Annotated in this window: 19 protein-coding genes; 10 read left to right on the plus strand and 9 right to left on the minus strand. The window is 67.4% G+C overall.

Translation table 11 applies throughout. The features are described from left to right. Nucleotides 1-241 precede the first annotated feature (241 nt). Nucleotides 242-1,855: an alpha-glucosidase gene (locus ABE483_RS16470; RefSeq protein WP_346482057.1), complete on the minus strand. Its 1,614-nt coding sequence runs from the start codon at nucleotides 1,853-1,855 to the stop codon at nucleotides 242-244. A gap of 304 nt (nucleotides 1,856-2,159) precedes the next feature. On the opposite strand from ABE483_RS16470, the gene ABE483_RS16475 reads away from it, so the two are divergent. Beyond that, nucleotides 2,160-3,158, plus strand: a complete 999-nt coding sequence (locus tag ABE483_RS16475) for a polyprenyl synthetase family protein (protein WP_346463887.1) — start codon at nucleotides 2,160-2,162, stop codon at nucleotides 3,156-3,158. Between the two features lie 30 nt (nucleotides 3,159-3,188). Here the strand turns inward: ABE483_RS16475 and ABE483_RS16480 are convergent, their stop codons facing one another. Then, entirely contained in the window at nucleotides 3,189-3,989 is an 801-nt protein-coding gene (locus ABE483_RS16480; RefSeq protein WP_346482058.1) for a dienelactone hydrolase family protein, read from the minus strand. 149 nt (nucleotides 3,990-4,138) lie between these two features. Between ABE483_RS16480 and ABE483_RS16485 the strand changes: the two genes are divergently transcribed. After that, nucleotides 4,139-4,735, plus strand: coding sequence for an SMI1/KNR4 family protein (locus ABE483_RS16485; RefSeq protein WP_313217503.1), 597 nt, complete (start codon nucleotides 4,139-4,141; stop codon nucleotides 4,733-4,735). A 48-nt stretch (nucleotides 4,736-4,783) separates the two neighbouring features. Here ABE483_RS16485 and murD read toward each other — a convergent pair whose 3' ends face one another. Genes murD through ABE483_RS16500 form a run of 3 tightly spaced genes read right to left on the minus strand, consistent with a single transcriptional unit; the run spans nucleotide 4,784 to nucleotide 10,163 of the window. Beyond that, entirely contained in the window at nucleotides 4,784-6,193 is a 1,410-nt protein-coding gene (murD, locus tag ABE483_RS16490) for a UDP-N-acetylmuramoyl-L-alanine--D-glutamate ligase (RefSeq protein WP_346482059.1), read from the minus strand. Then, on the minus strand, nucleotides 6,174-7,526 hold the full coding sequence (gene murL / locus ABE483_RS16495; protein WP_346463882.1) for a UDP-N-acetyl-alpha-D-muramoyl-L-alanyl-L-glutamate epimerase: 1,353 nt from the start codon (nucleotides 7,524-7,526) through the stop codon (nucleotides 6,174-6,176). The genes murD and murL overlap by 20 nt, the downstream gene beginning before the upstream one ends. Nucleotides 7,527-7,559: 33 nt before the next feature. Next, entirely contained in the window at nucleotides 7,560-10,163 is a 2,604-nt protein-coding gene (locus ABE483_RS16500) for a bifunctional aspartate kinase/diaminopimelate decarboxylase (protein ID WP_346482060.1), read from the minus strand. Between the two features lie 204 nt (nucleotides 10,164-10,367). On the opposite strand from ABE483_RS16500, the gene ABE483_RS16505 reads away from it, so the two are divergent. Further along, nucleotides 10,368-11,243 carry a PhzF family phenazine biosynthesis protein gene (locus ABE483_RS16505; RefSeq protein WP_346482061.1) on the plus strand — a complete coding sequence of 292 codons (876 nt, stop codon included), beginning with the start codon at nucleotides 10,368-10,370 and terminating at the stop codon, nucleotides 11,241-11,243. Between the two features lie 16 nt (nucleotides 11,244-11,259). Here ABE483_RS16505 and ABE483_RS16510 read toward each other — a convergent pair whose 3' ends face one another. Together ABE483_RS16510 and ABE483_RS16515 are read right to left on the minus strand one after the other, a co-directional pair. Then, nucleotides 11,260-12,933 carry an amidohydrolase gene (locus tag ABE483_RS16510; protein ID WP_346482062.1) on the minus strand — a complete coding sequence of 558 codons (1,674 nt, stop codon included), beginning with the start codon at nucleotides 12,931-12,933 and terminating at the stop codon, nucleotides 11,260-11,262. A gap of 85 nt (nucleotides 12,934-13,018) precedes the next feature. After that, nucleotides 13,019-13,453 carry an OsmC family protein gene (locus ABE483_RS16515; protein WP_123728599.1) on the minus strand — a complete coding sequence of 145 codons (435 nt, stop codon included), beginning with the start codon at nucleotides 13,451-13,453 and terminating at the stop codon, nucleotides 13,019-13,021. 364 nt (nucleotides 13,454-13,817) lie between these two features. On the opposite strand from ABE483_RS16515, the gene ABE483_RS16520 reads away from it, so the two are divergent. The 4 genes from ABE483_RS16520 (at nucleotide 13,818) to ABE483_RS16535 (ending at nucleotide 16,074) form a co-directional block, all read left to right on the plus strand. Continuing rightward, on the plus strand, nucleotides 13,818-14,216 hold the full coding sequence (locus ABE483_RS16520; RefSeq protein WP_019185677.1) for an HU family DNA-binding protein: 399 nt from the start codon (nucleotides 13,818-13,820) through the stop codon (nucleotides 14,214-14,216). Nucleotides 14,217-14,441: 225 nt separating this feature from the next. Then, the gene (locus ABE483_RS16525) at nucleotides 14,442-14,786 is read left to right on the plus strand and encodes a DUF3861 family protein (RefSeq protein WP_313217492.1); all 345 of its coding nucleotides are present in this window, start codon (nucleotides 14,442-14,444) and stop codon (nucleotides 14,784-14,786) included. A 52-nt stretch (nucleotides 14,787-14,838) separates the two neighbouring features. Continuing rightward, entirely contained in the window at nucleotides 14,839-15,375 is a 537-nt protein-coding gene (locus ABE483_RS16530) for a hypothetical protein (RefSeq protein ID WP_313217490.1), read from the plus strand. 102 nt (nucleotides 15,376-15,477) lie between these two features. Continuing rightward, nucleotides 15,478-16,074 carry a DUF1439 domain-containing protein gene (locus tag ABE483_RS16535; RefSeq protein WP_313212432.1) on the plus strand — a complete coding sequence of 199 codons (597 nt, stop codon included), beginning with the start codon at nucleotides 15,478-15,480 and terminating at the stop codon, nucleotides 16,072-16,074. Between the two features lie 39 nt (nucleotides 16,075-16,113). Here the strand turns inward: ABE483_RS16535 and ABE483_RS16540 are convergent, their stop codons facing one another. Both ABE483_RS16540 and ABE483_RS16545 read right to left on the minus strand, forming a co-directional pair. Beyond that, nucleotides 16,114-16,656, minus strand: coding sequence for a type 1 glutamine amidotransferase domain-containing protein (locus ABE483_RS16540; RefSeq protein ID WP_346482063.1), 543 nt, complete (start codon nucleotides 16,654-16,656; stop codon nucleotides 16,114-16,116). A gap of 121 nt (nucleotides 16,657-16,777) precedes the next feature. Further along, complete coding sequence (locus ABE483_RS16545; RefSeq protein WP_176990804.1) at nucleotides 16,778-17,245, minus strand: SET domain-containing protein-lysine N-methyltransferase; 468 nt, start codon at nucleotides 17,243-17,245, stop codon at nucleotides 16,778-16,780. 172 nt (nucleotides 17,246-17,417) lie between these two features. On the opposite strand from ABE483_RS16545, the gene ABE483_RS16550 reads away from it, so the two are divergent. The 3 genes from ABE483_RS16550 to ABE483_RS16560 are packed head-to-tail and all read left to right on the plus strand — an operon-like array spanning nucleotide 17,418 to nucleotide 19,760. Next, entirely contained in the window at nucleotides 17,418-17,870 is a 453-nt protein-coding gene (locus tag ABE483_RS16550; RefSeq protein WP_026070170.1) for an SUF system Fe-S cluster assembly regulator, read from the plus strand. Between the two features lie 13 nt (nucleotides 17,871-17,883). Beyond that, a complete protein-coding gene (gene sufB, locus ABE483_RS16555) occupies nucleotides 17,884-19,359 on the plus strand; it encodes a Fe-S cluster assembly protein SufB (RefSeq protein WP_259261287.1) in 1,476 nt (491 codons plus the stop codon). After that, nucleotides 19,356-19,760: a lysozyme inhibitor LprI family protein gene (locus tag ABE483_RS16560; protein ID WP_346463869.1), complete on the plus strand. Its 405-nt coding sequence runs from the start codon at nucleotides 19,356-19,358 to the stop codon at nucleotides 19,758-19,760. Before sufB ends, ABE483_RS16560 begins: the two co-directional genes overlap by 4 nt. The last annotated feature ends 33 nt before the right edge of the window (nucleotides 19,761-19,793 follow it).

Genomic DNA, 19,793 nt, shown 5'->3' on the forward strand with positions numbered 1-19,793 from the left:
GGGGTGTTGGGGCGCCCCTTGGCGCGCCTTTCCGGGGCCCTCTGTCCCCTCCCGGGCCGTCGTTGGGGGGGCCCCCCCCAACCCCCCCGTGCCCGCCCAAACCAGCACAAGCGCAGCCCAACGCGCCGTTGCCGTTGCCGTTGCCGTGGCTGTTGCTATTGATGTGGCCCAACGCACGAACGCAAGACAAAAAAAGGGCGAGGCACCCGGCCCCGCCCTCTCAATACCACCGGAAACCCACTCAGCCGCGTCGCGCGCAAAACATCGACTGCGCCGGCAACACCAACTCACCACCGACCACCTCGCCGACATCCGGACCCGGCACATGCATCGCCTGCCAATCACCCACCGGCAGCGCAACCCGAGCCGTCCCGGCCGACAGATTGAACGCCAACAGCAACGTCTCCTCCCCGTGCACCCGCTCGAACATCAACACCGGCTCGGCGCACTCGAGGAAACGAATATCCCCCACCAACAGCATCGGCATCGTCCGCCGCCATGCCAGGAACTGACGGAACGCGTTCAACACCGAATGCGGATCCTGTTCCTGCGTCGCCACCGACGCGGCCTGATGCGCCGCCGGAATCGGCAGCCACGGCTCGCCCGTCGTGAAGCCCGCCTTCGGCGCATCCAGCCACGGCATCGGCGTACGGCAACCGTCGCGGCCCTTGAAGTTCGGCCAGAACGTAATGCCGTACGGGTCCTGCAGCGCCTCGAACGGCACGTCCGCCTCGCCCAACCCCAGTTCCTCGCCCTGGTACAGGCAGATCGAACCGCGCAGCGAGCACAGCATGGCCACCAGCATCCGCGCCAGGCGCGGTTGGGCCGGATGGCCACCCCAGCGCGTCACCGCACGCTCCACATCGTGGTTGGAGATCGCCCAGCACGGCCAGCCTTCGGTCATGGTGGCTTCCAGCCGTGACACGGTGTCGCGGATGTAACCGGCGCTGAAATCCTTCACCAGCAGCTCGAAGCTGTAGCCCATGTGCAGGCGGCCCGGGGCGGTGTACTCGGCCGTGGTCGCCAGCGAATCTTCCGCGGAGATCTCGCCCAGGCTGACCGAGCCCGGGTACGCGTCCAGCAGCACGCGCAGCCGCTCGATGAAGCCGATGTTCTCCGGCTGGGTGTTGTTGTAGTAGTGGTACTGATAGGCGTACGGATTGTCCGCGCTGAAGCCACGGCCGAGGCGCTTTTCCAGCGGCTTGGCCGGGTTGTCACGCAGTTGTGCGTCGTGGAAACAGAAGTTGATCGAATCCAGGCGGAAGCCATCCACGCCACGGTCGAGCCAGAACCGCACGTAATCCAACGTGGCCTGCTGCACCGCCGGATTGTGGAAGTTCAGGTCGGGCTGGTCGGCCAGGAAGTTGTGCAGGAAATACTGCTCGCGGCGCGGCTCCCACTGCCAGGCCACGCCGCCGAAGATCGACATCCAGTTGTTGGGCGGGGTGCCGTCCTCGCGTGGATCGGCCCACACGTACCAGTCCGCCTTGGGATTGGTGCGGTCCTGCCGGCTCTCCTGGAACCAGGCATGGTCGATCGAGGTATGGCTGAACACCTGGTCGATCATCACCTTCAGGCCCAGCGCGTGCGCTTTGGCGAGCAACTGGTCAAAATCGGCGAGCGTGCCGAACAACGGATCGACGTCGCGGTGGTCGGCGATGTCATAGCCGAAGTCGGCCATCGGCGATTTGAAGAACGGCGACACCCAGATCGCGTCGACGCCGAGCGCGGCGACATAGTCCAGGCGCTCGATGATGCCGGGCAGGTCGCCCACGCCATCGCCGTTGGCATCCAGGAAACTGCGCGGGTAGATCTGATAGATGACGGCACCGCGCCACCATGGAGACTGCGACATTGGGGCCCCCCTTCGGGCTTCCACGGCACCCGCGAGGGGGCCAGAAACGAACCCGACAAGCTTAGCGGGGTGCCTCCAGCGGTGGGGTCGCATGCATACGTATTCACGCCGGATCGCGGTGCGCGGGGCGTTCCGGGCCTCCGGTCAGGCGGCGGCTCGCCCGGCATATGGCCGGGGGCCGGCGGCCAAGGTCGGCACGATCCGGCGCCCTGCCCCGCGCCTTGATCGGGCCGCCGGCGCGTCTTCGCAGGCGGAATACGAGCGCACCGCCTATAATTCCGCCCAAGCCTGAAAGTCAGACCGCATGACCATCACCGAAGACACCCGCCCCGCGCTGGGCCTGCCCCAGATCCAGACGCTCGCCGCGCCCGACATGGACGCCGTCGATGCGCTGATTCGTCGCCGACTGTCCTCGGATGTCGTGCTGATCAACCAGATCGCCGACCACATCATCTCGGCCGGCGGCAAGCGCCTGCGCCCGATGCTGGTGATGCTGGCTGGCCACGCGGTCGGCCAGGCCGGCCCGGAACACCACCAGCTGGCGGCCATCATCGAGTTCATCCACACCTCGACCCTGCTGCATGACGACGTGGTGGACGAATCCAGCCTGCGGCGTGGCCGCAGCACCGCCAATGCGCTGTGGGGCAATGCCCCGAGCGTGCTGGTAGGCGATTTCCTGTACTCGCGCAGCTTCCAGCTGATGGTCGAACTGGACCGCATGCCGGTCATGCGCATCCTGGCCGACACCACCAACCGGATCGCCGAGGGTGAGGTACTGCAGCTGCTGCATGTCCACAACCCGGATACGGACGAAGCCGCTTACCTGCGCGTGATCGAGCGCAAGACCGCGGTGCTGTTCGCTGCCGGCACCCGTCTGGGCGCGCTGGCCAGCGGCGTGGACGAAGCCACCCAGCAGGCGCTGTACGACTACGGCATGAACCTGGGCTACGCCTTCCAGATCGCCGATGACGTGCTGGACTACTCGGCCAATGCCGATGAGCTGGGCAAGAACCTGGGCGACGATCTTGCCGAGGGCAAGGCCACCCTGCCGCTGATCCACGCGATGGCGCATTCCGATGCGACCACCCGTGACCGCCTGCGCGAGATCGTGCAGAACGGTGACGCCGAGGCGATGACGGAGGTGCTGGCGGCCATCCATGCCACCGGCGGGCTGGAGTACAGCCGCGCCCGTGCCGAGGAATACGCCGATGCCGCCGAGCGTGCGCTCGACGGCCTGGCCGACAACGATGCCGTGGCCGCGCTTCGCGGGCTGGCCCGTTACGCGGTGCAGCGCTCGCATTGATCGGAAAGCGTGCCGACCAACGGTCGGCACCTACCGGCGTGTCGTCTCGAACCGCTCCTCGAAGAACTCATCCAGCGCCTTCCACGCGCGCTTGGCCGCGCGCTCGTTGTACTGGCACCCCGGCGGACTGTTCGCATCCGACTCGGCAAAGCAGTGCACCGCCCCGCTGTAGTTGGTGAACGCCCAGTCGACCTGGGCGGCGTTCATTTCCTGCTCGAAGCTGGCGATGTCGTCCTTGCTCACGCTCTTGTCGTCGGCGCCATTGAGCACCAGCACGGAGGGATGGGTGCCACCGGCCTTGGCCGGCAGCGGCGAGCCCAGCCCACCGTGCAGGCTGACCACACCGGCCAGCGGTGCGCCAGCGCGCGCCATCTCCAGCACCGTGGTGCCGCCGAAGCAGAACCCGACCGCGCCGATCCGGCTGGCATCCAGCGGTGCCTTGCCGGACTGCGCCTTCAACACCTCGATCGCCTTGAGCGCACGCGCCCGCAGCACCGGACGGTCATTGCGCAGCTTGGTCGCCACCGGACCGGCCTCGGCATCGGTCTTCGGACGCACACCCTTGCCGTACACATCGGCCACCAGCACCACATAGTCATCGCCGGCCAGCTGCTTGGCCTTGGCGATGGCCGAATCGTTGACCCCCTTCCAGTTGGGCACCATCACCAGGCCCGGGCGTTTGTCGTTGTCGCTGTCGTCGTAGACCAGCACCCCGCTGAAGGTGGTGCCGTCCTGGGTCCACTCCACCGGCTTGGCCTGCATCGCCGCCAGCGCGGGCAGCGCCGTCATGCCCAACAGCACCGCCGCACCCCACCGCCATTGCCTGTTCATGCGTCTGCTCCCGACAGAAAGAGCCCCGAGTGTATGACGGCCGGTTGACGAGACCGTGTAGAAGCGCCGGCGCGACGTGCAACCCCGTGAATTGACTACCTGCGTCCCTGTTATGGCAGGCTGGCCGCCCCCTTTGCATGGAACCCCGCATGAGCCTTGTCGATCGTTTCCTTTCCGGCCTGGTGCCGCGCCTGCCCGACGACGATGCGCGGATGTGGGCCTGGGTCGAGGGCGCCAGCACGGCCGATCTGCAGCGCCTGCGCGAGCGCTGGCCGCAGGTGCCCGAGAGCCTGGTGGCGCTGCTGGGGCGGGTCGATGGCACGCATTTCCGCCCCTACCCGGGTGGCGAGGCGGTGGTGCTGATGCTGGGCTCGGATGTCGAGGAGGGGCATTACCCCTACTACCTGCGTTCGGTGGACCAGATATTCGAGGACAGCGCGCAGTGGGATGACAGCATCCGCTCGATCTACGAGGAATGGCTGGAGGAAGACCCCGAGATCCTCGGCGAGGGCATCGATGCGGATCTGCCGATGGGCAAGCGCCTGTGCTTCTCGCACTGCATGAACAACGGCGGCACGTCGATGCTGTACCTGGATTTCGACCCCGCGCCGGGCGGCACGGTCGGCCAGGTGGTGCGCTACCTGCACGACCCGGACAGCTATGCCGTGATCGCACCGGGTTTCGATGCGTACCTGCAGCAGCTCATCGACGGGGATTACGCGTTCATCGATGAGGAAGAAGCCTGATTGCAGGATCCCACGCAGCCGACCAACGGTCGGCTCTACCGTGGCACGTTATGCGATCCCGATCCCCGGGATCGCCGTGATCGCATCGGGATCAAACCCCGCCAGTTCGGCGAAGTGCCGGCCACGCGCGACGTAGTCGCGGTACACGCCGTAGCTCGGCGCACCCGGCGACAGCAGCACCACCCCGCCCTGCCCGCCGAGCGCGGCCTGCGCCAGCCGCATGGCGTCGGGCAGATCGGTAGCGGCATGCAGACCGAAACGGCCGGCATCGGCCAGCGGCTGCAGCAGCGCGTGGATACGCGGGCCGTTGGCGCCCATGGTGACGATCTCCACCGGCGGCACGTCGTGGGCCATGTGCGCGACGAAGTCGTGCCAGTCCAGGCCACGATCATGGCCGCCCACCAGCAGCGCGATGCGGCGACCGGCGAAGCATTCCAGCGCCGCCAGGCTTGCGTGCGGCGTGGTGCTGATCGAATCGTTGACGAAGGTGATCCCCTCGCGCGCACCGATGGTCTGCAGGCGGTTGGGCAGCGGGCGGAAGGCCTGCACCGCCGGGGCCAGGGCCACCGCGTCCAGGCCCAGCGCCTCGATCGCCGCCAGCACCGCGCACAGGTTGCCGCGGTTGTGTCGGCCGGGCAGCGGCGTGTGTGAGGTGTCGAACACGGCCTGCTCGCCGCGATGCACGACATCGCCGCGCATATGCCAGCCCAGCGGCTGGTTGAACCAGATGACCTCGCTCTCCGGCAGCGACAACGCTGCCAGGTGCGGGTCGGCCGCATTGAGCACCGCGATCCGCGGCGCGGCCCCGGTGACCAGCTGCAGCTTGTCGTCGATGTAGCGTGCTTCGCTGCCGTGCCAATCCAGGTGCTCGGGGAACAGGTTCAGCACGATGGCGACCAGCGGGTGCGCGCCACTGCGCGCAACCTCGCCGGTCTGGTAGCTGGAGAGCTCCACCGCCCAGTACTGCGGCACCGGCTGCGGGTCGAGCACTTCCAGCAGCGGCAGGCCGATGTTGCCGATCAGCCCGGTGCGCGCGCCCGAGGCGCGCAGCAGATGCGCCAGCAGCGCGGTGGTGGTGCTCTTGCCCTTGGTGCCGGTCACGCACACGGTATCGTGCACGATGCCGTCGGCGGCGGCCTGTTCGGCGAACCACAGCGAGGTACCGCCGATGAACTGCGTGCCCTGCGCCGTGGCGTGCAACGCAGCGTCGCCATACGGGCTGATGCCCGGCGACTTGATCACCACCTCGAACGCGGCCAGCGCCTCGCCGGTGACATCCGAACGGACCGTCAGCGCGCCGTGGGTTTCCTCGCGCGCACCGGTGGCCTCGGCCTCCGGGCAGAACAGGGTCAGCGGCAGCGACGGCAGCCGCTGCTGCAGGACGCGAAACGCGGCGCGTCCCTCACGTCCCCATCCCCACAATGCAACGCGTTTGCCATCAAGCTGCGAAATTCGCACGCAGACGCTCCCAGATCGCCGGCGGAATGCGGTGCTCGCCTTCCAGTGCCAGCAGCGGTTCGATCTGCAGTTCAGTAGCGTCCAGCTGCGGGCGGATCTCGTGGACGAAGCGCTTCACCAATGCGTCTTCATTCCACTCCGGGCGCGCGGCCAGGGTCGCCATCGCGGCGCGCGATTCGCGGCCTTCGCCCACGCACTCGAACGGCTTGTGGTCCTGGAATTCCAGCAGCGCATCGAAGCCCGGGGCCTGCTCGATATCGTCGAGCAGGTTGCGGCCGAAGATGCCGACCAGGCGCATCTTGGGCATGAACGGGGCCAGCGCCAGGAACACGAAGTGGCACTTCGGGCAGACGCCGCACCAGCGGTTCACCGGGCGCTCGCCCAGGATGTGGAAATTGCGGTTGCAGCTGGAGAAATGCGCGTCGTAGACATCGCGCTTGGCGAACTGACGCGCCACCGCCAGCTCCGAGAGCGGGCGCAGCAGCGAGTAGTAATGCAGGTCCGCGGCGACATGCTGCTCCAGGTGCTCACCGAAGGCCTGCTCGAACGCCCAGCCCTTCGACCACTGGTGATTGACCTCGCCGGTGCCCGGAATCTGGCTGCCATAGCTGGCCGAGCGCTCGTTGGAGAACACCACCTGGTCCACGCCCTGCAGCAGCGCGGCCAGCACCAGGATCGCCGAGTTCACCGCGGTGACCGGGATATGGCCGTTCCAGGCACCCTGGCGGTTGAGCTCGAACAGCTCCGGGGCCAGCGTGCGGCCGATGTTGAGGATCGGCAGGCCGGTGCGCTCGGCGCAGGCACGGATCAGCTGCGAGCCGCCGATCCACGTGACCGTTTCGGCGATGCCCAGGCTGCGCAGCGCTTCGATGCTGACCAGCGAATCCTTGCCGCCGCCGATGGCGACCAGCGCGTGTTCGCGCAGCCCCAGCACCGGTGCGGTGAAGGCCTCGCCCTCCACCGGCAGGCGGAAGCGGCCACGCAGGTTCAGGCCATTGCGGTAGGCGAATTCGCCCAAGCCGTTGAGGTACACCGTTTCAACCAACGCTGCGGTGGCCGCATCAATGGTGTAGCTGTCGATGCGCACCTGCTCGGGCACGCCGGCCTTGTAGTAGCTCACGCCGGCCATCAGGTGCAGCAGGCGCAGGGCGCGCTGCACTGCCTCGGCGCGGTCACCCTCAAGCACGAACGGCGCGCCCGGAATGGTCACCGTCTCGATCAGCTCCGGGCCGTCATCGAAGGCGTAGACCAGCTGCGCCACCCCGGTGTCCGCGGCGAAGTCGCAGCGGACGAAGCGGAAAACGGCAACCTGGTGTTTATCAAAAGCAGTCATGGTGTATCCGGTTTGGAAGGCGGCAGGCAGCGGTCAAGGGCCATCATCGATGACGTCCTCGCGCGGCAGCTCGCGCTGGTTGTAAGTGTTGGCCATGACGTAGCCATACGCGCCGGCGTCGGCGATCAGCATCACATCGTCCGGCGCGGTCGAGGCCGGCAGGCGGCGGCGCTTGCCGAACACATCGCTGGATTCGCAGATCGGGCCGACCACATCGAACATCGCTTCGGAGTAGCCGCTCAGGCGGCTGAGGTTCTCGATGTCATGCCAGGCGTCGTACAGCGCCGGACGCATCAGCGTGTTCATGCCTGCATCCAGGCCGACGCGGCGGATGCCATCCTTCTCCACCACCTGGGTGGCCCGCGCCAGCAGCACGCCGGACTCGGCCACCAGGTAGCGACCCGGTTCGATCGCCAGGCGGAACGCCGGGTGCACGGCCTTCACTTCGGCCAGGCCGATCGCCCAGGCCTCCAGATCGAACGGCTCGTCGTCGGCGCTGTACGGGATCGGCAGGCCACCGCCGATATCGATGGTCTCGATGCTGCCGATGCGGCGGGCGAACCCAGCCAGTTCATCGCACATCAGCCGCCAGTGCTGCGCGGTTTCCACGCCGCTGCCCAGGTGCGCATGCAGGCCGACCACGCGGGTGCCCAGCTCGCCGGCAATGCGCACGAACTCATCCACGCGGGCGATCGGCAGGCCGAACTTGGAGTCCTTGCCGCCGGTGCGGACCTTGGCATGGTGGCCTTCGCCACGGCCCAGGTCCACGCGCAGCCACAGCTCGCGGTTGCTGAACAGTTCCGGCCAGCGCTGCAGGGCTTCCACGTTGTCCAGGGTAACGGTCACGCCCAGCGCGAACGCGGCATCGTACTCGGCATGCGGCGCGAAGCTGGGGGTGAACAGCACGCGCTTGGGCGACAGCGTCGGCAGCGTGTTGAACACGTGCTTGAGCTCGCCGTGCGACACGCACTCCAGGCCGAAGCCTTCCTGCTCCAGCACCTCCAGGATGGCCGGGTGCGAGTTGGCCTTGATCGCGTAGTAGCGCTGGTCGATCGCCTTGATCACGTTCAGCGCGCGCGCACGCGCCCGTACCGTCGGCAGGTTGTAGACGTAGCGCGGCGTACCGGCCTGGGCAAGCGTCAGCAGGTGCTCGCGCTGGCCCCGCCACCAGGCGGTTTCGCGCGGGCGGATGGTGCCGGCGATTTCGCGCCAGCGCGGGCCGAACACTTCGCCCTCTTCCACCGGCATCGCGCCGCTGTCGATCAGCTCGGCGTGCAGGATCGGCAGCAGGCCGTCCGCGTCCGCTTCGTCGATGACGAAGGTCAGGTTCAAGTCGTTGGAAGACTGCGAAATCATGTGCACACGTTCACGGCCGAAGGTGGCCCACACGTCCGAGAGCTTGTGCAGCATCGAGCGCATGCCGCGGCCGACCAGGGTGATCGCCGCGCACGGCACGATGATCTTGACCTTGCAGATCTGCGACAGATCGGCCGACAGCGCGGCCAGCACATCGGTGCTGACCAGGTTTTCGGACGGGTCCAGCGAGACGGTCACGTTGGTTTCGGCCGAACCGATCAGGTCCACGGAGAGGCCATGCTTCTTGAACAGCCCGAACACGTCGGCCAGGAAGCCGACCTGCTGCCACATGCCGATGCCTTCCATCGAGACCAGCACGATGCCGTTGCGGCGGCTGATCGCCTTTACGCCCGGCACCGCCGCGGCATTGCCGTCGATGCTGGTGCCCGGCAGCTCGGGGCGCTCGGTATCCAGGATGGCCATCGGCACGCCGGCATCGCGGCACGGCTTGATCGAACGCGGGTGCAGCACCTTGGCGCCGGTCGTCGCGATTTCCTGTGCTTCGTAATAGTCCAATCGGGTCAGCAGGCGCGCGTCAGGCACGTCCTTCGGGTTGGCGCTGAACATGCCCGGCACATCCGTCCAGATCTCCACGCGGCTGGCACCGAGCAGCGCACCGAAGTACGCCGCCGAGGTATCCGAACCGCCGCGACCGAGGATGGCGGTGCCGCCATCGGCGTGGCGGGAGATGAAGCCCTGGGTGATCAGCATGCGGGTCGGCTGGGCGCGGAAACGCGTGGCCCAATCGGCCTCGGCACGCCACTGACAGTTCACCGACAGGCGCTGCGACCACTCGCTCTGGCTGGGCTGCGGCGGCAGCGCATCGAGCCACTCGCGCGCGTCCATCCAGCCGAAATCCAGGCCACTGGCGCGCAGGTAGGCCGCACCGACGGTGGAGGACAGCAGTTCGCCCTGGCCCAGCACCTCGGCCTGCCACTCCAGCGGCCGACCGGCGGCACGCGGATCGTCCAGCAGCCCGGCCAGCGCGTCCAGACGCACGTCCAGCGCGGTGGCGTCCAGCTCCAGCTCGGTCAGGAATTCGCGGTGGCGCGCGACCAGCGCGGCGATACGGTCGCGGCTGTCGGCGGCGCCATCGGCGATCGCGGTGAGTTCATTGGTCACCCCGGACAGCGCCGATACCACCACCAGCACGCGCGAGCCCGTTTCTTCCGCCCGTTTTTTCGCCAGTTTGCCGATGGTGTCCCAGCGGTGACGACGCGACACGGAGGTGCCGCCGAACTTCAGTACGATCCAGCGATCGACAAGGGGGGAAGCTGACATGGAGGTGGAGGTTTGGGTAGTGAGGGGATCGCCCGGCACGCCGGGCCGAACCCCCGATTCTATGCCAAGCCTGCCCGTTGCAGGGCCAGGGCGGCCCAGGTCGGGTGGATTTGTCCCCGGACCGGTGCGCAGGCCGCCACACAGGGCCCGGAACACGGCCCCGGTTGGTAAGCTGCCCGCCCGTTTTTCGTTGAGCGCCCCGCCATGACCTCCCGTCGTTTCCTGCAGCTGGACGTGTTCTCGCCCTACCCCGGCGCCGGCAACCCGCTGGCCGTCGTGCTCGATGCACAGGGCCTGGACGAGACGGCGATGCAGGCCATCGCCCGCTGGACCCGGCTGCCGGAGACCACCTTCGTGTTCCCGCCTGCTGCCCCGGGCGCGAGCTACGGCATCCGCATGTTCAGCCCGCAGAAGGAAGTCCCGTTCGCCGGCCACCCCAGCGTGGGCACCGCGCATGCCGTGCTGGAGCTGGGCGTGGCCGCACCGGTCGAGGGCGTGCTGGTCCAGGACGGCATCGCCGGGGCCTTGCCGCTACGCGTGGACGGCAGCGGTGAGGCCCGCACCATCGCGATCCGTACCCCGCGCGCCGCGGTGGCCGAAGTGACCACGGCCGCCGACCCGCGCCTGCAGGCCGCGCTGGCGGGCTGGCCGCTGGGCCATCTGCCGCCGGCGCGCATGGCCGGTGGCCGCAGCTGGTGGGTGGTCGAACTCGCTGACGAGGCCGCCCTGCGCGCGCTCACCCCGGATTGGCATGCCGTGGCGACCTTGGCCGAGGCCACCGACAGCATGGGGGTCTTCGCCTATGCACGCAGCCAGGGCCAGGCGTGGGATCTTGCGGTGCGTGCGTTCGTCGGCAACGGTCGCCGCTTTGAAGATGCCGCCTCCGGTGCGGCCAATGCGGTGCTGGCTGCCTGGCTGGACAGCCGCGACGCGCTGCCTGGCACCGCGCACGGCTATGTGGTCAGCCAGGGTCGCGAAGTGGGCCACGATGCGCGCCTGACCCTGCGCATCGATGACCATGGCGATGTCTGGTCCGGTGGCCAGGTGCAGACCGTCATCCGCGGCACGCTGGACTGGTGATCCCGGCGGCGGCGCGTCAACGCGCCGCGTCGTACACCGGTGCGCCATCGACCCAGGTCGAGCGCACCTGCAGGTCCGCCAGTTCGGTAGGCGCGATGCTGAGCGGATCGCGATCGAGCACGACGAAATCCGCGCGCAGGCCGGGCTGCAACCGGCCGACCTGGGCCTCGTCATGGCCTGCCCACGCGGCGTCGGCAGTGAACCCCCGCAGCGCTTCGGCCGCGGTCAGGCGCTGATCGGGCTGCCAGCCCGCCGGCGGTTGGCCGGCACGGTCCTGGCGGGTGACCGCGGCATACAGGCCCAGGCGGGGATCCACCTGTTCCACCGGGAAATCCGAACCAAGCGCAAGACGGGCACCGGAGCCCAGCATCCGCCGCCACGCATAGGCCCCGAGGATGCGCTCGGGACCGACCCGATCCTGCGCCCAGCCCATGTCCGAGGTGGCGTGGGCAGGTTGCATCGAGGCGATCACGCCGAGGTGGGCAAAGCGCGGAATGTCCTCCAGCGCCACCACCTGCGCATGCTCGATCCGCCAGCGATGGTCGCTGCCACGGCGCTCGCCCAGCACCCTGGCATAGGTATCCAGTGCGATCCGGTTGCCACGATCCCCGATCGCATGGGTGGCGACCTGGACATGACAGCTATCGGCTTTGCGCACCGCCGTTTCGAAATCGGCCGGCGAGGTCACCAGCAGCCCACGGTTGTGCGGATCGTCGCTGTAATCGGCCAGCAGCGCGGCACCGCGGCTGCCCAGCGCGCCGTCCATGAAGAGCTTGACCCCGCGCATTTCCAGGCGGCCACCGGCATGCTGGTACGCGCCCTGCGCACACAGATCCGCGAGGGCATCGCCATTGCCATCGGCATACGCATCGATGCGCAGCGGCAGCGCGCCGGCATCGGCGAAGCGGCGCATCAGGGCCAGATCGGCGCGCGATACGCCCATGTCGTGCACACCGGTCAGGCCTTGGCTGACCGCTTTATCCAGTGCGCGGGTCAGCATCTGCTCGCGGGCGGCGTCGCTGGGCGTTGGGATCGCCGCCTGCACCAGGCTCATCGCTTCATCGATGAACACCCCGCTCGGCTGCCCCTTGGCATCGCGCACGATGCGCCCACCGGCCGGCTGCCAGTTGCCCTTCAACGCGCGTTGGCCCGGCTGCCGTGCGACCGCGCGCAGTGCCGCACTGTTGCCCCAGCCCGCGTGACCATCGATGCGACCCAGCCAGACCGGCCGGTCCGGGAACGCCGCGTCGAGATCGGCCACCGTCGGGAACCGTTTGTCCGGCCACCGGTTCTGGTCCCAGCCGCTGCCCAGCAGCCAGCCCTCGGGATTGTCGGCCGCAAAGCGCTGCAGGCGCGCCACGATTTCCTGGGTGCCGGCCGCGCCGGTCAGGTCGGCCTGCATCAGGGTGCCGCCCAGGAACATCAGGTGTGCATGCGCATCGATCAGCCCCGGGATCACGGTGGCGTGGCCGACGTCGGTCAGCGCTGCCAGCGGATACAGCGTCAACAGTGCCTGGCGATCACCGACGGCGAGCACGCGCCCGGTGCCGGTATCCCACGCCAGCGCTGTGGCGGCGGGCGCGTCGGGATCCCCGGTATGGATGGTCGCGGCGGTCAGCAGGCGCACATCGGCCTGCGCGGTGCCGGCCAGCAGGCAGGCCATCAGGGCGGCAAGAGCGGTCGGACGCATGCAGATACCCCACAACAGGAAAGCGGCGACTATGCGGCCGCCGCTTTCCCATCACAATCTGCTGTGCACCAATGGCGGGCGCGGATCAGCCGGCCAACTCGGCCTCAAGGCTGATCGGTACCGCACTCAGCGCCTTGGACACCGGACAGTTCTGCTTGGCGTCATCGGCGATGGCACGGAACTGGGTGGCCTCGATGTTCGGCACTACGGCCTTCACCTTCAACGTGATCTGCGACAGCTGGGGGCCCCCCTCCATCGAGAGGTCCACCTTGGCTTCGGTATCCAGCGAGGTCGGCACGAAACCGGCCTCGGTGAGCTTGGCCGACAGCGCCATCGTGAAGCAGCCGGCGTGTGCGGCGGCGATCAGTTCTTCCGGGTTGGTGCCCTTCTCATCACCGAAGCGGCTGCTGAAGGCATAGCGGGTTTTGTCCATCAAGCCGCTCTGGGGCGTGCTCAATTGTCCCTTGCCTGTCTTGAGGTCACCTTCCCAATGCGCGGTGGCATGACGCGAAATACCCATCGTTGATCTCCTGCGGGATGAATGGCCAAGCCAGCCTAGACCGCCCCGCGTTAGCACCGTGTCTGGCCGCCGTCAGCGCCACGGCAGGTGGCGCTCCCAGCTGAATCGGCCATCAAGATCGATGCTGTTTTCAAGTGGTTTTCGTGCGACAGTCGGGGTGCGACGGTCCATGACCGATGGCCTCCGCCGCGAGGGCGGACCCTGTTTTTTGGCTATGACCTGATGCACTGCGGTAACGAAGGGCGTGGAAATCACCAATTTTTATGCGTTTGCCTATTGGCGGCGCCCCATAGTTGCCCTACATTTCGCTTGCCGACGGGGTTCGGCGCGACCAAACAACCAACCGTTCACGGAACAGGAAACCATGGCAAAGACCGCTAAGAAGGCTGCCCCGAAGAAGGCAGTAAAGAAAGTCGCTACGAAGGCAGCCGCGAAGCCGGCCGCTCCCAAGCCGATCAAGGAAGTGCTGAGCAAGTCTGGTCTGGTTGCACACATCGTTGAAGCGTCCGGCGTTGTCGCCAAGGACGTGCGCGCCGTGCTCGCCTCGCTGGAAGGCGCCGTCGCCGCTTCGGTGCACAAGAAGGGCGCGGGCAGCTTCACCCTGCCGGGCCTGCTGAAGATCTCCACCGTCAGCGTGCCGGCCAAGCCGAAGCGCAAGGGCATCAACCCGTTCACCAAGGAAGAGCAGTGGTTCGCCGCCAAGCCGGCGTCCACCAAGCTGAAGGTGCGTCCGCTCAAGAAGCTCAAGGATGCCGCGCTCTAATCTGCGCGCTTCCTGCAGCACCCGGACGGGACGGCATATGCCGTCCCGTTTTTTTTGGTGACGCGCGCGCAGCGAAACACAGCGTTGCCAGAGACGTGTGAGGCGCCCACGTGGCGCGAAGATGCCTGTCCTGCCGCGATCCACGGCATCGCAGAACCGAGCGGAACGCACAGGGTGGAACACTGCGTGCGACCGCGCCTGTCGCCGCCGCACACATCGCAGCCTATGGTGGCCTTGTCCCCCACCGCGCAGGCAGCCATGGCCAGCTCTTCTTCCCAGCGTTACCGCATCACCGTCACCCCGATCGAAAAGGACGGCCTGCAGTGCAGCGGGCGCTGCACCATCGAGCTGGAGCATCGTGCGCAGCAGGATTGGATGCGCCTGCTGGAAATCGCGCGGCGCAACACCGGGCTCAGCGGTGACGAACGTGCCGCGGCCATCGTGGCCACCCAGCTGCTGCGCGATCTCGCCCAGCGCCACGCCGAGGAACCCAGCCACCCGCTCACCGTGCTGCAGCCGCAGCTGGATGAGGTGCTCGCCGCGCTGGAGTCGATCCAGGGCGCGCCCTGAGCCAAGCGCCGGGCGTGGCGCTACACTCGGCGCTCTCCGGGGAGAGTCCTGCATGCGCCGCGCCGTCCTGTTGCTTCCGTTGCTGTTCCTGCACGGCTGCTCCTGCCAGCAGCAGCCGCCCCTGACCGAGTCAGCTGCGGCACGCGAAGGCGCAGCGCACGCCGATGACGTGCCACCTCAGCACAGTGCACCGACGCCCCCACCCACCGCCGCGCCACCGACCGCACTCAGTGCAGTGGCCGCGGACGCACTGGATGAGCCCTCGCTGGTGCATCGCTATCTGAGTGCATTGGCGCAGGGCGACGTCGCCACCGCCGACGCACAGTGGACCGGCGGCGGCCCGGGCGGCCACCCGGACGATGCCGCCCTTCGCGCATTGCCCGACTTCCGCGGGCTGCGCATCAAGACCAGCGCCCCGATCGCACGGGACACCGCCGAGCCCTCCCGGCTGCGCGAAGTGCCGGTCCAGATCCGGGTCAGCACCGGGACCAGCACGCTCCGTTTCGAGGGCTGGTATCGGCTGCAGCCCCGCGCGGATGGGAGCGGGTGGGAGATCCATGGCGCCTCGATCCAGCCGGTACTGAACTGACTGCATCGGCAGGGCGCACCGGCGCATCCTGACCGCGTACGTCAAAGCTGGATTCAGCCGCGCGCGCTATTGTTGGCATCTCATTCCCCACGGCCTGCCGCCATGAACGTTCGCCCGCTGTTGTCCCGCCTCGCCGCCTGCACCGTGCTGCTGGCTGCCGCCATCGGCGCGCAGGCCGCGCCCAGCGTCTCCGGCCGCCAGTTGTCGGTCGGCGCCGCCGATGTGCAGCAGTACCTCGATGGCAGCTTCCCGCGCACGCAGAATGCGCTGGGGGGCCTGATCGCAATGACGATGAGCCATCCGCAGCTGACCCTTCCGCAGGGCAGCCGGCTGGACCTGGGCTTCGATGTCGCCATGGCGACCGCCGGCGGCAACCCGGCGCCGCTGGGCAAAGTGAAGCTGAGCAGCGGCCTGCGCTATGACGCGCAGACCCAGGGCTTCCACCTGCAGGAGCCGACGGTCGACGATTTCACCCCGGCCAACAACGGCGGCAAGCTGGATTCGCGTACGCGCGGCCTGCTCAATGCCTGGCTCACCGATTACGCCCAGCGCGAGCCGATCTACAAGATCGACCCGAGCGTGGCCGCGGTGCTCGGCACGCTGCAGGTGCAGTCGGCGCAGGTGGAGAACGGCAAGCTGGTGGTCACCTTCAACCAGGATCTCGGCGCGCTGGTGCCGGCCGGGCTGCTCAGCAACTAACGCGATGGTGGGCACCGACCTGGGTCGGTGCCCACACGATCAACCGGCCAACGCCTTGGCCACCGCATCGGCGAAGGCGGGAATATCACCCGGCTTGCGGCTGGTGATCAGGCCACCATCCACCACCACTTCGGCATCGGTCCACTCCGCACCGGCATTGCCCAGATCGGTTTTCAGCGACGGCCACGAGGTCACCTTGCGGCCCTTGGCCAGGCCAGACTCGACCAGCAGCCACGGGCCGTGGCAGATCGCGGCCACCGGCTTGCCCGCCCCACCGAAGGCCTTGATCAGCGCGACCGCATCGGTGTCGATGCGCAGTTTGTCGGGATTGATCACGCCGCCGGGCAGAACCAGCGCGTCGTAATCGTCGGCCTTGGCGCCTTTCAGCGGTCCATCGACCGTGACCTCCTCGCCCCAGTCCTTGTCTTTCCAGCCGCGGATCGTGCGGGCGTCACCCGGGGCGATCACCTTGACCGAAGCGCCCCAGGATTCCAGCAGGCGCTTGGGTTCCTGCAGCTCGGACTGCTCGAAGCCATCGGTGGCGAGGATCGCGATGTGCTTGCCGTTGAGTACGTGTGCCATGGAGCGGCTCCAGTAAGTAGGAGCGCTCAGTGTGGCCACGGCCGCATTGGGCGGCGGTGACCACGATGTGCACATCGTGTCGGGACAGCCACCGGCCCACGGCCGGTGGCGACCGGAGGGATCAGCGCTTGGGCTGCAGCATCGTGCCGGTGCACTTCTTCGACCCGCAGCGGCATTCCCAGATCTTCTTCAGGCGCGCGGTGTGACGCTCGGCCAGGGTGATGCCGTAGTTGTAGGTCAATTCATCGCCCGGCTTGATGTCCTTGATCGCCTCGATGAACACCTTGTCCTCGCGGCGGTTGTCACCCTCGGCTTCCTCGATCACCGCTTCGCAGTTCGGATCGCAGCTGTGGTTGAGCCAGCGCGCGTCGTTGCCCTTGTAGTTCGCATCGATGACGTAGTCGTCGTTGAGGGTGAACAGGAAGGTATGACCGCTCTCCACATCCCCGGTGTCGTCGGCATCCACGTCGGCGTGGCTGCGCAGCAGACCCTTGTACTGGATGACCCGCTCGCCCTTCTTGATCGGCGCCAGCGCGAACACGCCATTGCCATGGATGGTGGACTTGCGGGCCTGGATCTTCTTGGGCATCTGGCTGACCGTTGCGGTGGGAAGCCCCGATTCTCGCTTAATCTTTGTGATTGCCAAAGCGATGCGGTTCAATACGCGTCCCAGGCCGCCCTGCGGGCGCCTGAACGGGCGGGTTGGATGCCGCCGGAGAAAAGCGTACAATTTCAGTCCGCTTTATGGTTCTGCACCCCACATGCTCCGCGTCACCAAGCTCACCGATTACGCCACCGTCGTGCTGACCGTGCTCGCTGCCCGCCCGGGCGAGGTGCTCAGTGCCACTGAACTGGCCGAGTTCGCCCGTCTGGAACCGCCCACCGTCAGCAAGCTGCTCAAGCCGCTGGCCCAGGCCGGCTTGGTCGAAGGCCTGCGCGGCGTCCGTGGCGGCTACCGGCTGACCCGCGCGGCAGACCAGATCACGCTGTTCGAGATCGTGGAAGCCATGGAAGGGCCGCTGGGCCTGACCGAGTGCGCCCACGACCACAGCCAGTGCGGCCGCGAGCTGCAGTGTGGCGCGCGCAGCAGCTGGCGGATGATCAACGACGTGGTGTCCGAAGCGCTGCGCGCGGTCACCCTGGCGCAGATCCTGCCCCCTCTTCCCCTTGTTGACGCCCACCGCCGCGCGATCGCGGCGGATGTCGTCTCCTGATCAGGCAGCCCCCATGGCCACCGATACCCTCGATACCGTCGCCACCGGCGATACCCCCAACCGCGAGATCCATGAGCAGCTCGGCCGCAAGTATTCGGCGGGCTTCATCACGGACATCGAATCGGACTCGTTGCCGCCCGGCCTGGACGAGGACACCATCCGTGCCCTGTCGGCCAAGAAGGACGAGCCGGAGTGGATGACGCAGTGGCGGCTGGACGCCTACCGCCACTTCCTGACCATGCCGATGCCGGACTGGGCCAAGCTGCAGATCGCGCAGATCGACCTGCAGGCGCTGAGCTATTACTCCGCGCCGAAGGGCCCGAAGTACGCCTCGCTGGACGATGTGCCCAAGGAACTGCTGGACACCTACGACAAGCTCGGCGTGCCGCTGCATGAGCGCGCCAAGCTGGCCGGCGTCGCCGTTGATGCGGTGTTCGATTCGGTTTCGGTCGGCACCACGTTCCGCAAGGAACTGGCCGAGAAGGGCGTGATCTTCTGCTCGATGTCTGAAGCGATCAAGGAACACCCGGAACTGGTCAAGCAGTACCTGGGGACCGTGGTGCCGGTCGGCGACAACTACTTCGCCGCGCTCAACTCGGCGGTGTTCTCCGACGGCAGCTTCGTGTTCATCCCCAAGGGCGTGCGTTGCCCGATGGAACTGAGCACCTACTTCCGCATCAACGCCGGCCACACCGGCCAGTTCGAGCGCACGCTGATCATCTGCGAAGACAAGGCGTACGTGTCCTACCTGGAAGGCTGCACCGCGCCGATGCGCGATGAGAACCAGCTGCATGCCGCGGTGGTCGAGCTGGTCGCGCTGGAAGACGCCGAGATCAAGTACTCCACGGTGCAGAACTGGTACCCGGGCGATGAGAACGGCGTGGGCGGCATCTACAACTTCGTCACCAAGCGTGCCGAGTGCCGTGGTGCGCGCAGCAAGGTCACCTGGACCCAGGTCGAGACCGGCTCGGCGATCACCTGGAAGTATCCGTCGTGCGTGCTGCTTGGCGATGATTCGGTCGGCGAGTTCCACTCGGTCGCGCTGACCCACCATCGTCAGCAGGCCGACACCGGTACCAAGATGATCCACATCGGCAAGCGCACCAAGAGCAAGATCGTCAGCAAGGGCATCAGCGCCGGCCATGGCCAGAACACCTACCGTGGCCTGGTGAAGATCGATCGCGGCGCCGAAGGCGCGCGCAATTACACCCAGTGCGATTCGCTGCTGATCGGCAAGAAGTCCGGCGCGCATACCTTCCCCTACATCGAGGTGAAGAACCCCAGCGCGACGGTCGAACACGAAGCGACCACCTCCAAGATCTCCGACGACCAGCTGTTCTATTGCCGCGCCCGTGGCATCGACCAGGAAAACGCGGTCTCGATGATCGTCGACGGCTTCTGCAAGCAGGTCTTCCGCGAGCTGCCGATGGAGTTCGCCGTGGAAGCCAAGAAGCTGCTGGAAGTCAGCCTGGAAGGCTCGGTCGGATGAAGCGCCTGCTCCCCCTGGCCCTGCTGCTCTGCGCGGCCGCGCCGGCGTTCGCCGAATCGGCCTGCGACGATCTGAGCACGCAGATGCAGATGAACGAGTGCGCCAACGAAGGGTTCGAAACAGCCGATGCCGCGTTGAACGCGGTGTACCGCCAGGTGGTGGGCGAGCTGGCCGATGCCCCGGTGGCGCTGGCCAAGCTGAAGGCCGCCCAGCGCCTGTGGGTGCAGTTGCGCGATGCCGACCTGGAAGCGCAGTACCCGGTCGGCAAGGATGAAGACCCGCGCATGCTGTACGGCTCGATGTACCCGATGCTCTACATCGGCGCCAAGGCCGCATTGACCGAAACCCGCACCGCCTACCTGCGCAACGAATTCCTCGAGCGCAGCGAATACGACCTCTGAGTCGCGCTGCCTCCAGTTCCCCCTATCTGACAA

It is taken from the genome of Stenotrophomonas sp. TWI602 (assembly GCF_039674045.1).
Taxonomy (GTDB): domain Bacteria; phylum Pseudomonadota; class Gammaproteobacteria; order Xanthomonadales; family Xanthomonadaceae; genus Stenotrophomonas.

What these genes read in the sequence shown, in the direction of transcription:
- ABE483_RS16470 (WP_346482057.1), bottom strand. Translation starts at nt 1,855, where the DNA reads ATGTCGCAGTCTCCATGGTGGCGCGGTGCCGTCATCTATCAGATCTAC.
- ABE483_RS16475 (WP_346463887.1), top strand. Translation starts at nt 2,160, where the DNA reads ATGACCATCACCGAAGACACCCGCCCCGCGCTGGGCCTGCCCCAGATC.
- ABE483_RS16480 (WP_346482058.1), bottom strand. Translation starts at nt 3,989, where the DNA reads ATGAACAGGCAATGGCGGTGGGGTGCGGCGGTGCTGTTGGGCATGACG.
- ABE483_RS16485 (WP_313217503.1), top strand. Translation starts at nt 4,139, where the DNA reads ATGAGCCTTGTCGATCGTTTCCTTTCCGGCCTGGTGCCGCGCCTGCCC.
- murL (WP_346463882.1), bottom strand. Translation starts at nt 7,526, where the DNA reads ATGACTGCTTTTGATAAACACCAGGTTGCCGTTTTCCGCTTCGTCCGC.
- ABE483_RS16500 (WP_346482060.1), bottom strand. Translation starts at nt 10,163, where the DNA reads ATGTCAGCTTCCCCCCTTGTCGATCGCTGGATCGTACTGAAGTTCGGC.
- ABE483_RS16505 (WP_346482061.1), top strand. Translation starts at nt 10,368, where the DNA reads ATGACCTCCCGTCGTTTCCTGCAGCTGGACGTGTTCTCGCCCTACCCC.
- ABE483_RS16510 (WP_346482062.1), bottom strand. Translation starts at nt 12,933, where the DNA reads ATGCGTCCGACCGCTCTTGCCGCCCTGATGGCCTGCCTGCTGGCCGGC.
- ABE483_RS16515 (WP_123728599.1), bottom strand. Translation starts at nt 13,453, where the DNA reads ATGGGTATTTCGCGTCATGCCACCGCGCATTGGGAAGGTGACCTCAAG.
- ABE483_RS16520 (WP_019185677.1), top strand. Translation starts at nt 13,818, where the DNA reads ATGGCAAAGACCGCTAAGAAGGCTGCCCCGAAGAAGGCAGTAAAGAAA.
- ABE483_RS16525 (WP_313217492.1), top strand. Translation starts at nt 14,442, where the DNA reads ATGGTGGCCTTGTCCCCCACCGCGCAGGCAGCCATGGCCAGCTCTTCT.
- ABE483_RS16530 (WP_313217490.1), top strand. Translation starts at nt 14,839, where the DNA reads ATGCGCCGCGCCGTCCTGTTGCTTCCGTTGCTGTTCCTGCACGGCTGC.
- ABE483_RS16535 (WP_313212432.1), top strand. Translation starts at nt 15,478, where the DNA reads ATGAACGTTCGCCCGCTGTTGTCCCGCCTCGCCGCCTGCACCGTGCTG.
- ABE483_RS16540 (WP_346482063.1), bottom strand. Translation starts at nt 16,656, where the DNA reads ATGGCACACGTACTCAACGGCAAGCACATCGCGATCCTCGCCACCGAT.
- ABE483_RS16545 (WP_176990804.1), bottom strand. Translation starts at nt 17,245, where the DNA reads ATGCCCAAGAAGATCCAGGCCCGCAAGTCCACCATCCATGGCAATGGC.
- ABE483_RS16550 (WP_026070170.1), top strand. Translation starts at nt 17,418, where the DNA reads ATGCTCCGCGTCACCAAGCTCACCGATTACGCCACCGTCGTGCTGACC.
- sufB (WP_259261287.1), top strand. Translation starts at nt 17,884, where the DNA reads ATGGCCACCGATACCCTCGATACCGTCGCCACCGGCGATACCCCCAAC.
- ABE483_RS16560 (WP_346463869.1), top strand. Translation starts at nt 19,356, where the DNA reads ATGAAGCGCCTGCTCCCCCTGGCCCTGCTGCTCTGCGCGGCCGCGCCG.